At 72.2% G+C, this 11,922-nt stretch carries 14 protein-coding genes (1 of these 14 cut by a window edge); 4 read left to right on the forward strand and 10 right to left on the reverse strand.

What is annotated here, in order from left to right:
• A protein-coding gene (gene tyrS / locus ACIA3K_RS17860; protein WP_396802515.1) for a tyrosine--tRNA ligase crosses the window boundary here: on the reverse strand, window positions 1-1,089 show its 5' portion. It extends 204 nt beyond the left edge of the window; only the first 1,089 of its 1,293 coding nucleotides appear in the window; it begins with the start codon at window positions 1,087-1,089; the stop codon falls past the left edge of the window.
• A gap of 106 nt (window positions 1,090-1,195) precedes the next feature.
• Between tyrS and ACIA3K_RS17865 the strand changes: the two genes are divergently transcribed.
• Window positions 1,196-1,579 (forward strand): PaaI family thioesterase, encoded by a 384-nt coding sequence (locus tag ACIA3K_RS17865; RefSeq protein ID WP_396802516.1) that lies wholly within the window; start codon window positions 1,196-1,198, stop codon window positions 1,577-1,579.
• Between the two features lie 13 nt (window positions 1,580-1,592).
• Here the strand turns inward: ACIA3K_RS17865 and ACIA3K_RS17870 are convergent, their stop codons facing one another.
• The 3 genes from ACIA3K_RS17870 to ACIA3K_RS17880 all read right to left on the reverse strand — a co-directional run bounded on the left by ACIA3K_RS17870 (window position 1,593) and on the right by ACIA3K_RS17880 (window position 4,215).
• Window positions 1,593-2,936: a hemolysin family protein gene (locus tag ACIA3K_RS17870; RefSeq protein ID WP_396802268.1), complete on the reverse strand. Its 1,344-nt coding sequence runs from the start codon at window positions 2,934-2,936 to the stop codon at window positions 1,593-1,595.
• 127 nt (window positions 2,937-3,063) lie between these two features.
• Window positions 3,064-3,705: a hypothetical protein gene (locus tag ACIA3K_RS17875; protein WP_396802269.1), complete on the reverse strand. Its 642-nt coding sequence runs from the start codon at window positions 3,703-3,705 to the stop codon at window positions 3,064-3,066.
• 15 nt (window positions 3,706-3,720) lie between these two features.
• Entirely contained in the window at window positions 3,721-4,215 is a 495-nt protein-coding gene (locus ACIA3K_RS17880; RefSeq protein WP_396802270.1) for a GNAT family N-acetyltransferase, read from the reverse strand.
• Between the two features lie 215 nt (window positions 4,216-4,430).
• Here ACIA3K_RS17880 and ACIA3K_RS17885 point away from each other — a divergent pair, with 215 nt between their 5' ends.
• The gene (locus tag ACIA3K_RS17885) at window positions 4,431-5,288 is read left to right on the forward strand and encodes a universal stress protein (RefSeq protein ID WP_396802272.1); all 858 of its coding nucleotides are present in this window, start codon (window positions 4,431-4,433) and stop codon (window positions 5,286-5,288) included.
• Here the strand turns inward: ACIA3K_RS17885 and ACIA3K_RS17890 are convergent.
• From ACIA3K_RS17890 to ACIA3K_RS17910, 5 genes are all read right to left on the reverse strand, one after another.
• Window positions 5,281-5,916: an FMN reductase gene (locus tag ACIA3K_RS17890; protein ID WP_396802274.1), complete on the reverse strand. Its 636-nt coding sequence runs from the start codon at window positions 5,914-5,916 to the stop codon at window positions 5,281-5,283. The two genes, ACIA3K_RS17885 and ACIA3K_RS17890, sit on opposite strands and share 8 nt — an antisense overlap.
• Complete coding sequence (locus tag ACIA3K_RS17895; protein ID WP_396802276.1) at window positions 5,913-7,055, reverse strand: LLM class flavin-dependent oxidoreductase; 1,143 nt, start codon at window positions 7,053-7,055, stop codon at window positions 5,913-5,915. Before ACIA3K_RS17895 ends, ACIA3K_RS17890 begins: the two co-directional genes overlap by 4 nt.
• A 163-nt stretch (window positions 7,056-7,218) precedes the next feature.
• Window positions 7,219-7,494, reverse strand: coding sequence for a ubiquitin-like small modifier protein 1 (locus ACIA3K_RS17900; RefSeq protein ID WP_396802277.1), 276 nt, complete (start codon window positions 7,492-7,494; stop codon window positions 7,219-7,221).
• Between the two features lie 2 nt (window positions 7,495-7,496).
• Window positions 7,497-8,582 (reverse strand): WD40/YVTN/BNR-like repeat-containing protein, encoded by a 1,086-nt coding sequence (locus ACIA3K_RS17905; protein WP_396802278.1) that lies wholly within the window; start codon window positions 8,580-8,582, stop codon window positions 7,497-7,499.
• Window positions 8,583-8,657: 75 nt separating this feature from the next.
• On the reverse strand, window positions 8,658-9,299 hold the full coding sequence (locus tag ACIA3K_RS17910) for a DNA-3-methyladenine glycosylase (RefSeq protein ID WP_396802279.1): 642 nt from the start codon (window positions 9,297-9,299) through the stop codon (window positions 8,658-8,660).
• A gap of 75 nt (window positions 9,300-9,374) precedes the next feature.
• Between ACIA3K_RS17910 and ACIA3K_RS17915 the strand changes: the two genes are divergently transcribed.
• Together ACIA3K_RS17915 and ACIA3K_RS17920 are read left to right on the forward strand one after the other, a co-directional pair.
• On the forward strand, window positions 9,375-9,800 hold the full coding sequence (locus tag ACIA3K_RS17915; RefSeq protein WP_396802280.1) for a DNA-binding protein: 426 nt from the start codon (window positions 9,375-9,377) through the stop codon (window positions 9,798-9,800).
• Window positions 9,801-9,998: 198 nt separating this feature from the next.
• A complete protein-coding gene (locus tag ACIA3K_RS17920) occupies window positions 9,999-10,352 on the forward strand; it encodes an MmcQ/YjbR family DNA-binding protein (RefSeq protein WP_396802282.1) in 354 nt (117 codons plus the stop codon).
• A gap of 42 nt (window positions 10,353-10,394) precedes the next feature.
• Here the strand turns inward: ACIA3K_RS17920 and argH are convergent, their stop codons facing one another.
• Window positions 10,395-11,858 carry an argininosuccinate lyase gene (argH, locus tag ACIA3K_RS17925; RefSeq protein ID WP_396802517.1) on the reverse strand — a complete coding sequence of 488 codons (1,464 nt, stop codon included), beginning with the start codon at window positions 11,856-11,858 and terminating at the stop codon, window positions 10,395-10,397.
• Between the last annotated feature and the right edge of the window lie 64 nt (window positions 11,859-11,922).

Raw genomic sequence — 11,922 nt, forward strand, 5'->3', positions numbered from 1 at the left:
GTCCGGCAGGTCTCCGGAGAGCCGTACCAGCCCGGCCTCGGTGAGCGCCGCGCGCAGCGTCTCCGGGGCCAGGTCGTCGAGCGAGCCACGGCCGAACAGCGCCTGGCTGGCGGCGACCGCCTGCCGGGTCTCCTCGGGGCCGTGCACCAACGTGGTCAGCTCCTCGGCCAACGCCCGCTGGGCCAGCCGGGCCGCCGGCCGTTCGGCCGTCGCCTTCGCCAGCTCCTCCAGCTCGTCGCGCGTACGGAAGCTGAAGTACCGCAGGTAGCGGTCGACCTCGCGGTCGTCGACGTTGAGCCAGAACTGGTAGAACGCGTACGGACTCGTCAGCGTGGGGTCGAGCCAGACCGCCCCGCCCTCGGTCTTGCCGAACTTCGTACCGTCGGCCTTGGTGACCAACGGCGTGGTGAAGGCCTGTACCGGCCCCGCGCCGCGCCGCCGCACGTAGTCGACGCCCGCCGTGATGTTGCCCCACTGGTCGGAGCCACCGAACTGGAGTTGGCAGCCGTGTCGACGGTGCAGCTCGAAGAAGTCGTTCGCCTGCAACAGCTGGTAGCTGAACTCGGTGAAGCTGATGCCGGTCTCCAACCGCGCCCGCACCACCTCCCGCGCGAGCATCTTGTTCACGGGGAAGTGCTTGCCCACGTCGCGCAGGAACTCGACCACGGACATCTCGCCGGTCCATTCCAGGTTGTTGACGAGCTGGGCCGCGTTCGCGCCGGTGTACGACACGAAGGGCGCGAGCTGCTCGCGGATCCGCTCGACCCAGCCGGCGATCACCTCGGGCGGGTTGAGCGTCCGCTCGGCGCTCTCCTTCGGGTCACCGATCTGCCCGGTCGCCCCGCCCACCAGCAACAGGGGGCGGTGACCCCCGAGTTGCAGCCGCCGGGCCGTGGTGACCTGCATGAGCGAGCCGACGTGCAGGCTCTGCGCGGTGGGGTCGAAGCCCACGTAGTAGGTGGTGGCCGTCCCTCCGTCGAGCAGCTCACGCAGCTCGTCGAGGCCGGTCGAGTCCTGGATGAGGCCACGCCAGAGCAGGTCGTCGATCAGAGATTCCCGCCCGGTCGGCAGGGGGTTGCTGTCGGTCACGGTCACCGATTCTCCCCCATCGCCGGCATCGACCCGTACCGGGTTTGGAGCGACGCGCCCGGTTACGCTTGCGCCCCGCTGTTTACAGGAGGGTTCTGCCGTGGAGATGCCGGATCTGACGGGTGGTTTCGTCAACCTGCTCGGCCTGAATTTCGTGGAGGCGACCGCCGACCGCGTCGTCATCAGCTGGCAGGTCCGTCCGGAGCTGCACCAGCCGTTCGGCATCCAGCACGGCGGGGTGTACTGCTCGGTCGTGGAGACGGCGGGCAGCGTCGGAGGTTCGCTCTGGCTGGGCGACCGGGGCACCGTGGTCGGGGTGTCGAACCAGACCGACTTCCTGCGGGCGGTGCCCGAGGGCGAGCTGCGGGCGGTCGGCACGCCGGTGCACCGGGGGCGCAGCCAGCAGCTCTGGCAGGTGGAGATCAGCGACGCCAAGGACCGCCTGGTCGCCCGCGGTCAGGTCCGGTTGCAGAACCTCTCGCGCGACTGATCGGCGGGCCCGGTCAGCTCCGGGCCTCGTCCAGCACCGGCTCGACAGCCTCGTCGGCGGCGTCCCCGCCATCGGCGTCGTCGTCGGCGGGGACCTGCCGTAGGCGTACCTCGGTGATGGCCCGGTGGTCGATGTCGGCCACCGTCAGCACCCAGCCGTCCAGGGTGACGTCCTCCCCGGCGACGGTCGGGATGTGCCCGAGGCGGGCCAGCACCAGCCCGGCGACGGTGGTGTAGTCGCCGGCCGGGCGCGAGGGCAGCTCGACGCCGATGTCCGGAAGGTCGTGCACCGGGAAGGTGCCGGGCAGCACCATCGCCCCGTCCGGCTCGCGGCGCACCGAGTAGCCGTCCCGGTCGGTCTCGTCGTAGATCTCCCCGACGATCTCCTCCAGGATGTCCTCCAACGTCACGATGCCGTCGACGGCGCCGCGCTCGTCCACGACGAGCGCGATGTGCTGGCGCTCGGCCTTGAACTGGCGCAGCGCGTCGACCACCGGTAGCGAGTCGGGCAGCAGCATCGGGGGGCGGGCGATCTCGTCGATCGGTCGGTCGTCGGGCACGCCGACCAGGTCACGCAGGTGGATCACGCCGGCGGTGTCGTCCAGGCCGCCGTGGCGCACCACGGGCGCCCGGGAGTGCCCGGTGGCGGCCAGCACGAGCCGCGCGGCCTCCGCCGTGGTCCCGCTGTCGAGCGTGAAGACCTGCAACCGGGGTACGAGCACAGCCCGCAACCGCCGGTCGGCGATCTCCACCGCGCCGGCGATGATCGTGCGCTGTTCCTTGGTGAAGCCGTGGTTGCCGGCGACGATCTCGCGAAGCTCGTCCGGGCCGATCTCCTCGGGTTCGTGCTTCGGGTTGAGCCCGAACAGGCGGACGACCAGGTCGCTGGTCGCGCCGAGGGCCCAGACGGCCGGGCGGGTGAGGCTGGCGAGCACATCGAGCGGGCGGGCCACCAGCAGCGCCCACCGCTCGGCGGACTGCATGGCGATCCGCTTGGGGGCCAGCTCGCCGAAGACCAGGGTGACGAAGGTCAGCGCGAGGGTCACCACCACGATCGCCACCGTCTCGGCGGCGTTGCCGAACACCCCGAGCAGCGGCACGAGGGGCTTGGCGAGGGAGACCGCCGCCGCGGCGGAGGCCAGGAAGCCGGCGAGGGTGATGCCGATCTGGATGGTGGCGAGGAAGCGGTTCGGGTCCTTGGCGAGCCGGGCCAGTACCCCTCCGGCCCGGCTGGTGCGTTCGAGGCGCTGGATCTGGCTGTCCCGTAGTGACACCAACGCCATCTCGCTGCCGGCGAAGAGCGCGTTGATCACGATCAGGATTCCGACCAGGGCCAGTTGGCTCCCGTAGCTCTGCACGCCCGGTTCGCTCCCTCTGCGATGGTGACGCCGGCCGGTACGCACGGCGCCCGCCGGTCGACGAGCCCGCCCGGCGTACGCGCTTCTGTGCCCCGTGCGGGGTCGGCCGAATCCTGCCGGGGTGACGCTACGCCGATTCGGCTGCGGGTGACGCGGGTAGGTCGAGGACGTACGAGTCGCCCTCGGGGCGGAACCCGAGCCGGTGGTAGTACGGGGAGATCATGCCGGGCGGGCTGACGACCCGGTGGAAGCCGCGTTCGGTGAAGAGGCGGCTGCGCCGGTAGACGAACTCGCCGGGCGTGAAGTCCCGGAACTTCGGGGTCACGTAGTCCAGGTCGATCTGGGCGACCCCGCGTGCCTCGGCGTGCGACAGCACCACCCCCACCACCTCGTCGGCGGTGACCACGAGGAAGGCCGAGCGGTCGGCGGCGGCCGGATCCCAGTGGAAGTCGGGGTTGAAGCGGGCGATGTCCGATCCGTGCACCCGCAGCGTGTGGGCGAGGAACTGGTCGTCGACCCCGACCTGGACCACCTGGTAGGTCTGCTCGTCATGGCGGGTGGCGAGCATTCCCCGCAGGTACCAGATGTTGATCACCGCGAGGACGATGTTGAGCCCGACCATGGGCCACACCTCGATGGCGGCGTTGTAGCCGATCAGCACGGCGCAGCCGACCAGGTTCAGGGCGCGCAGGCGCAGGATGCGCGACTGCAGCAGCGACCAGACCAGCACCGCGGAGCCGGCCCAGCCGACCAGATCCAACCAATTCACCCCGCGAGACTAGTGCTAGCCCAGGTCAGGGGCGTCGGCGGGCAGCTCCAGCAGCCATTCCTCGACCTCCGTGCCGCGCCCGTTGGCGTACCCCGAGTCCGCACCGACCACGACGAACCCGCACTTGCGCAGCACCGCGAGGGAGGCGGCGTTGTCCTTCGCGGCCCGGGCGTGCACCGGGCGGGGCAGCTCGCGCAGCAGCGCGGCCAGGGCCGCGGTGGCGTAGCCGCGACCCCAGCGGGTCGGGTCGATCCAGTAGCTGACCTCGGTCTGGTCGTCGACCGGGAAGGCGCTCACGTAGCCGACCACCTCGCCATCGGCCTCGACGGTGCGGACCCGGTTCGCGGGGTTGGTGAGCACCCGCGCCCAGTGGCGGGCGAACTCGCGATGGTCGGACGGGTCGGCGGGACCGAACGCGGCCATCCGGTTCGCTTCGGGATCCTGCTGGTGCAGGAAGAACTCCACGAGATCGTCCTCGCGCACCTGCCGCAACCGCACATCAGAGCTCATCAAGCGAGGGTAAGCCCCACCCCCGACGCCCCCTCCCTCGCCGATCTTGCACTTTCTGTCGCGACATAAGATTACTAACACGACATTTCGCCAACAGAATCTGCAAGATCGGCGCGGGGCTGGCGCGGGGCGGGGTGGGGCGGGGTGGGGCGGCGCGGCGTGGGGGTGGGCGGGGGCGGGGCAATGACAATGGGGGGCCGATGCAGGGAGAGCTGATGAACCGACAGGTCGTGGTGGGTGTGGACGGCTCGCCGTCCAGTCTCGTCGCCGCGGAGCACGCGGCCCGAGCCGCCCAGCTGCGGTCCCGCCCGTTGCTGGTGGTGCACGGCTACCTGCACGCGCCCCTCAACCCGTACGACCTGACGATGCCGCCGCCGTCCGAGGAGGCGCAGCGGATGGTGGAGGGCGTGGCGGCCGACCTCACCGAGCGGTTTCCCGGCCTCGCCGTCGAGGTACGCCAGGTCGCCGGCGGGCCCGGCGCGACGATGGTCGAGGAGTCCCGCCAGGCGGAACTCGTCGTGGTGGGCAGTCGCGGGTTGGGCGGGTTCACCGGCCTGCTGCTCGGCTCGGTCGGCGCGCAGGTCGCCGCGCACGCGCGCTGCCCGGTGCTGGTGGTGCGTCCCGAGGGGCGGCCGATCGACGTGGACGGGCCGGTGCTCGTCGGCGTGGACGGGTCCGAGTCGTCCCAGCTCGCCGTCGGCTACGGAGCCGTCGAGGCGGCGCTACGCGACGTCCCGCTGGTCCTCGCGCACGTCGGCCCGTCGGGCGGCGACCGGCCGGTGCCGGACGAGATCGAGGAGGCCCAGGCCGCCGAGCAGGCCGAGGCGGTGCGGTTGCTCGCCGACGCGTCCGCCGTGGTCCGGGCCGAGCATCCCGATCTGGTGGTACGGGAGCACCCGGTCCGGGCGTCCAGCCCGGCCCAGGGGCTCATCGAGGCCAGCGGCGCGGCGTCGCTGCTGGTCGTCGGCACCCGGGGTCGGGCCGGATTCGCCGGGCTGCTGCTCGGCTCGGTCAGTCAGGCCGCCGTCCACCACGCGCACTGCCCGGTGCTGGTGGCCCACCCGGTCAACTGACCGGGGCGTCGCCACCTCGGCCGAGCATCTGGAGGAAGTCGGTGGTGAGGGCGAACGGGTCCGCCGGGCCGCTGGTGGGCGGCCGGCGCTCGACCTGGTCGGCCAGCTCGCCGGCCGCGCGCCGGATCCGGCCCCGCAACGCGCCGTCGGCGGTCCCGTCGGACCAGTCCTCCGGCGCGGCGAAGACCGCCGTGGGGACCACCACCGCCCGCAGGTAGCTGAACATCGGACGGACCGCGTGCTCCAGCGCGAGGGAGTGCCGGGCGGTGCCACCGGTGGCGGCGATGAGCACCGGCCGGCCGACCAGCGAGTCCGCGTCGAGGACGTCGAAGAACGACTTGAACAGACCGTTGTACGAGGCACTGAAGATCGGGGTGACGGCGATGATGCCGTCCGCACCGGTCACCGTGTCGATGGCCGCGCGCAGCGCGGCCGGCGGGAACCCGGTGAGCATGTTGTTGACGACGTCGTGGGCGTACTCGCGCAGGTCGATCGCGCGCAACTCCGCGTCGTGGCCCCGCCGGACCAGCTCGTCGCGGGTCGCCCCGGCGAGCTGGTCGGCGAGCAGCCGGGTGGACGAGGGCTGGCTCAGCCCCGCCGACACCACGGCCAGCGTACGGCGGGTCATCGGGTCGCCCCCTCCGGCGCCTTGCCCGTCACGTCGTCGACGGCGTGCACGGTGCTGTCCTTCGCGCCACCGGCCGCGGCGACCATCGAGGCGTGCGTGGGCGCCTCGGGGACGTGCACCGGACGCAGGGCGGCGAACTCCTTGCGCAGCACCGGCACGACCTCCTCGCCGAGCAGGTCGAGCTGCTCCAGCACGGTCTTGAGCGGCAGGCCCGCGTGGTCGATCAGGAAGAGCTGGCGCTGGTAGTCGCCGACGTACTCACGGAAGCCGAGGGTGCGGTCGATGACCTGCTGCGGGCTGCCCACGGTCAGCGGGGTCTCCCGGGTGAACTCCTCCAGCGACGGCCCGTGCCCGTACACCGGGGCGTTGTCGAAGTACGGCCGGAACTCCCGGACGGCGTCCTGCGAGTTGCGGCGCATGAACACCTGGCCGCCGAGGCCGACGATGGCCTGGTCGGCGGAGCCGTGGCCGTAGTGGGCGTACCGCTCGCGGTAGAGGCCGACCATCCGCTGGGTGTGCTCCTTGGGCCAGAAGATGTGGTTGGCGAAGAAACCGTCGCCGTAGTACGCGGCCTGCTCGGCGATCTCGGGGCTGCGGATCGAGCCGTGCCAGACGAACGGCGGCACCCCGTCGAGCGGGCGCGGCGTCGAGGTGAAGGACTGCAACGGCGTGCGGTACTTGCCCTTCCAGTCGACCACGTCCTCGCGCCAGAGCCGGTGCAGCAGGTCGTAGTTCTCGATGGCCAGGGGGATGCCGGCGCGGATGTCCTTGCCGAACCACGGGTACACCGGGCCGGTGTTGCCACGGCCCATCATCAGGTCCACGCGGCCGTCGCTCAGGTGCTGGAGCATCGCGTAGTCCTCGGCGATCTTCACCGGGTCGTTGGTGGTGATCAGCGTGGTCGCGGTGGACAGTAACAGCCGCTCGGTGCGGGCCGCGATGTGACCGAGCATGGTGGTGGGGGACGACGGGACGAACGGCGGGTTGTGGTGCTCACCGGCGGCGAAGACGTCGAGCCCGACCTCTTCGGCCTTGAGTGCGATGGCGACCATCGCCTTGATCCGCTCATGCTCGGTCGGCTCCCGACCGGTGGTCGGATCGACCGTGACGTCACCGACGGTGAAGACTCCGAACTGCATGACCAGCTCCTCGCGTGTCAACCGGATGCCGTCGTGGTACCCGGACGCAGCTCACAACTTATTTGACGAGTCAACTATTCCGTCGGCAGCTTGCCCGGCAGTGGCACCGGTCACCCTCGCGGACCCGACAATCGGGTCGAGGACGCCCCTCGTGGCGGCTCGCTCAGCCGCCCGCCACAGAGGGCAGCACCTGCACCTCCGCGCCGTCCACGACCGTCGTGGCCAGACCTCCGGAATGCCGGCAGTCTTCCCCGTCGACGAAGACGTTCACATAGCGGCGCAGCTCACCGCGCTCGTCGCGGATGCGCCGGGCCAGCCGGGGATGCGCGACGGCAACCTCGTCGAGGACCGCCCGCAGCGTCCCGGCGGCGCTGACGTTCAGCCGACTCGCACCCCCGGCCTCGCCGCGCAACGGGCCGGGCAGCAGCACGGTGACCACGCTCAGACCTGCGCGGCGCGGACGCAGAGCACGTCGGGCAGGTGTGCGGCGACCGACGACCAGGAGTCGCCCTCGTCGCGGCTGGCGAAGACCGAGCCGGAGCGGGTGCCGAAGTAGACCCCGCCCGGGGTCGCGTCATCGGCGCACATGGCGTCGCGCAGCACCGCCGGATAGAACGGCCCCTCGGGCAGCCCCACCGACTGCGCCTCCCACTTGCCGCCGGCGTCGACGGAAAGGAACACCCGGCAGCGGTGATCGGCCGGAAACCGCTCACTGTCGGCCACCAGCGGGAAGGTCCACACCGTGCCGCCGCGCCCGGGGTGAGCCACCATCGGGAAGCCGAAGTCGCTGGGCAGCCCGTCAGCGATCGAGGACCAGGTGCGGCCGTCGTCATCGGAACGGTAGACGCCGTGGTGGTTCTGCGCGTACAGCCGCTCGGGGTTGTCGGCGTCGCGGGCGACCTTGTGCACGCACTGGCCGAACTCCGGCCACTCGTCCGGCATGAAGTAGGCGCGGATGCCCGTGTTACCCGGCACCCAACTCGCGCCGGCGTCCTCCGAGCGGTAGACCCCACCGGTGGACATGGCGACCAGCAGTCGAGCCGGGTCACGCGGGTGGGGCAGCACGGTGTGCACGGCCTGACCGCCGAACCCGGCCTCCCAATGGGGGCGGTGCGGGTGGTCCCAGAGGGAACGGACCAGCTCGAAACTGCGGCCGCCGTCGGTGGACTTGAACAACGCCGAGGGCTCGGTGCCGGCCCAGATGACGTCCGGCTCGTCGGGGCCGGCCGGCATCAGCTGCCAGACCCGCCCGAGGGAGACGCCGGTGTCGGCCGGGAACGCGACCGGCGCCTGGTCTGGCTCGTCCCAGGTGGCGCCGAGGTCGTCGCTGGTGGCGACACTGGGGCCGAAGTGCGAGCTGGTCATGCCGGCGAGCAGCCGCGGGGTGATGCCACGGGTGTCGATCGCGACCGCGTAGACACCCGTCATCGGGAAGTGCGGGCCGGTGATCTCCCAACTGCGCCGGTCGTCGGCGCTGGTGGCGAGAAACAATCCTTTCGCGGTGCCGATCGCGAGCAGGGTTGCCATGACGTCCTCCGAACCGTCGGTGAGCAGGTTCGGTGATTATGGCCACACCCTCCGACAGCCTCCGTCGCGGCGCGCTCAGCGACGGACGCGGGGCACGTGCCGCCGGTAGGCGCTGACCGTCGGATCGCCGTCGAGCCAGAACCGCCAGGGCAGGTCGTGCGCGCCCGTCACGCCGACCCGGGGCCCCGCCACCACCGACGCCGACGGCACCGGCTCGACCGGCGGTCGCAACCGCACCGGCCCGTCGCCGAGCAGGTACGCGCCGTACGCCGCGCGGTCGATGCCGAGCGTGGCGCAGAGCCGGGCCGGCCCACGGGCGAGGTCCACGTCGCGCCGCACGGCCGGCCGGCGCTCCCGTGCCGTGTCCAGCCCGTCGACGACCGCGCCGGCGCGCAGCAGCACCGCGGCGGCCTCCCCCTCGTCACCCGTGACGACGTTCACGCACCAGTGCATCCCGTAGGTGAAGTAGACGTAGGCGTGCCCGGCGGGACCGAACATCACCGCGTTGCGGGGCGTGCGGCCCCGGTGGGCGTGCGAGGCGGGGTCACCGGCCGTGCCCGCGTACGCCTCGACCTCGGTGATCCGGACGGTGACGCCCCCGGCGGTCAGGCGGCAGCCCAGCAGGCCACGCGCCGCCGGCAGCAGCGGGCCGGCGAGCAGGTCCGCCAACTCGGTCAGGCTGGCGTCGGCGGTGCGGTCGTCCGGCGCGAGATCCATGGGCCGAACGGTACCCACCCGTCGACGTTTCAACATTCTGTTGACAACATCTAGTTGATGAGGTGTGCTCGGTACATGACGACCTCGGACCTCTTCACGGTGCCCGACCCGGGTCGGGCCCGCGCCCACCGCACCTACGAGGCGCTGCAACGGATCAGCGAGCGGCACGCCGGCTCCGACGCGCGGCGGGGGCGCTGGGCCCACCCGTACGTGCTGGACCCGTGGGAGGCGGTCGCCCTGGTCACCGCCCTCGCCGCCGGCGGCGCCGAGCGGGAGCCCACCGAGGAGCCGGTCGACGCCGCCGACCTGACGGCCGCGCTGACCCTGCTCCCACACGTACGCGCCGAACTGGACGCCCTGGAGGCCGGGCTGCTCACGCTAGCCCGCGACCGGGGCCTGACCTGGCAGTCCATCGCGTATGGGCTGGGCCTGGGCAGCGCACAGGCAGCCCGCCAACGCTACGAACGCGTCGCCGCCCGCTCCACCGACCAAACCCCCTGACCCCCCACCCCCACCCCCACCCCCGCCACCCGTCACCCCACCACCCGTCATCCACGCCGATCTTGCACTTTCTGTCCCGACAGAACGGGACATCGGTCGCGTATCGACAACACAAACTGCAAGATCGGCGCGGGGGGCGGGCGGGCGGGGCGCGGGGGGCGGGGGCGGGGCGGGGCGGGGTTATGACTAGGAGGGGTTGTGGAACGTGGGGAGATGTTGTCGTACTGCTTGGCCAAGCCGGGGGCGTGGTTGGACCGGCCGTGGGAGGACGACGAGGTGGTGAAGGTGGGCAGCCGGATCTTCGCGTTCCTCGGCAATGGGGACCGGGCGCCCACGGTCGGCGTCAAGTGCGGCGCCACCCGCGAGATCGCCGACGAGTGGCTGCACCGTCATCCCGCTGACGCGCGACCAATGCCGTACATCGGCCGGTCCGGCTGGAACACGCTGCGCCTCGACGGCGGGATCGACACCGAGGAGCTGACCGAGGCGGTCGACTCGTCGTACGACATGGTGGTGGCCAAGCTCCCGAAGCGGGAGCGCCCGACGGCCTGAACCACCGTGGCGCCGGCGGCCCGCGCCGACGCCACGGTCAGGTCAGCGGGGTACGACCCGCTCGGTGGCCCACTCCCGCCAGCCGGCCAGCCGGTCCGCCGCGGCGGCGAGCTGGTCGGCGACCGGACCGGGGCCGGTCGAGCCGGGGGTGGTGCGGGCCGCGAGGGCCGAGCGCACCGAGAGCACGTCACGCACGGACGGGTCGAGGTGCTCGCTGACCGCGGCCAGGTCGGCGTCGGAGACGTCCTCCAGCTCGCAGTCGCGGGCCGCACAGAGTGCCACCAACCGACCGGTGATCTCGTGCGCGTCCCGGAACGGCACGTTGCGCCGGACCAGCCAGTCGGCGACCTCGGTGGCGAGGGAGAAGCCCACCGGGGCGGCGGCGACGAGCCGGTCCACCCGGACGGTCATCGTGGAGATCATCCCGGCCAGGGCCGGAAGCAGCAGCTCCAGCGTGTCGACGGCGTCGAACGCGGGCTCCTTGTCCTCCTGCATGTCCCGGTCGTACGTCATGGGCAGGCCCTTGAGCATGGTCAGCACCGTCATCAGGCCGCCGACCAACCGGCCGGACTTACCCCGGGCCAGCTCGGCGATGTCCGCGTTCTTCTTCTGCGGCATGATCGACGAACCGGTGGCGAACGCGTCGTCCAGCTCCACCCAGCCGAACTCGTGCGACGTCCACAGCACCACCTCCTCGCCCAGACGGGACAGGTGCACCCCGATCAGCGCGGTGGTGAAGAGGAACTCGGCCACGAAGTCCCGGTCGGCGACCGCGTCCATCGAGTTGGCGAACGACGTCCGGAAACCCAGCTCCTTGGCGACCGCCACCGGGTCCAGCGGAAGCCCCGAGCCGGCGAGCGCGCCCGCGCCGAGCGGGCTGATCGCCGCCCGGTGGTCCCAGTCGCGCAGCCGCTCGAGGTCACGCAGCAGCGGCTGCACGTGGGCCAGCAACCAGTGCCCGAAGGTGACCGGCTGGGCGTGCTGGAGGTGGGTCATGCCGGGCGCGGCCGTGTCGACGTGCCGCTCGGCCTGCTCGACGAGCGCCTCGGCCAGCTCGACGACGCGGCTGGCCACACCCCGCGCGTGGTCCCGCAGGTAGAGCCGCAGGTCGGTGGCGACCTGGTCGTTGCGGGACCGACCGGCACGCAGCTTGCCGCCCAGGCTCCCCAGACGCTCCAGCAGCCCCCGCTCCAGCGCGGTGTGCACGTCCTCGTCGTCGACGGTGGGCCGGAACGCCCCCGACGCGCAGGCCGCCTCCAGGTCGTCCAGGGCCGCCAGGATGCGGCCCAGCTCCTCCGGGTCGAGCAGGCCGGCGCCGGCCAGGACCCGGGCGTGCGCCCGGGAACCCGCGATGTCGTACGGGGCCAGACGCCAGTCGAACTGCACGCTCACCGACAGCCGGGCGAGCGCCTCGGCGGGGCCGCCGGCGAACCGGCCACCCCACAGGCTCGTCCGGTTGGTGCCGGCGCTGTTCTCGGTGAGGCTCTTGTCGTCCACGCCGCCCATTGTGGTCCCCATGTTCGTCAGCCACCCATCCGGGCGGCACGGGCCGCAGCCATCCGGCTCGGCG

Source organism: Micromonospora sp. NPDC051543 (assembly GCF_044454415.1).
In the GTDB taxonomy this organism is placed as follows: domain Bacteria; phylum Actinomycetota; class Actinomycetes; order Mycobacteriales; family Micromonosporaceae; genus Micromonospora.

Coding starts and splice junctions, on each gene's coding strand:
- ACIA3K_RS17865 (WP_396802516.1), top strand. CDS start 1,196: ATGCCGGATCTGACGGGTGGTTTCGTCAACCTGCTCGGCCTGAATTTC.
- ACIA3K_RS17880 (WP_396802270.1), bottom strand. CDS start 4,215: ATGAGCTCTGATGTGCGGTTGCGGCAGGTGCGCGAGGACGATCTCGTG.
- ACIA3K_RS17885 (WP_396802272.1), top strand. CDS start 4,431: ATGAACCGACAGGTCGTGGTGGGTGTGGACGGCTCGCCGTCCAGTCTC.
- ACIA3K_RS17890 (WP_396802274.1), bottom strand. CDS start 5,916: ATGACCCGCCGTACGCTGGCCGTGGTGTCGGCGGGGCTGAGCCAGCCC.
- ACIA3K_RS17895 (WP_396802276.1), bottom strand. CDS start 7,055: ATGCAGTTCGGAGTCTTCACCGTCGGTGACGTCACGGTCGATCCGACC.
- ACIA3K_RS17905 (WP_396802278.1), bottom strand. CDS start 8,582: ATGGCAACCCTGCTCGCGATCGGCACCGCGAAAGGATTGTTTCTCGCC.
- ACIA3K_RS17910 (WP_396802279.1), bottom strand. CDS start 9,299: ATGGATCTCGCGCCGGACGACCGCACCGCCGACGCCAGCCTGACCGAG.
- ACIA3K_RS17915 (WP_396802280.1), top strand. CDS start 9,375: ATGACGACCTCGGACCTCTTCACGGTGCCCGACCCGGGTCGGGCCCGC.
- argH (WP_396802517.1), bottom strand. CDS start 11,858: ATGGGCGGCGTGGACGACAAGAGCCTCACCGAGAACAGCGCCGGCACC.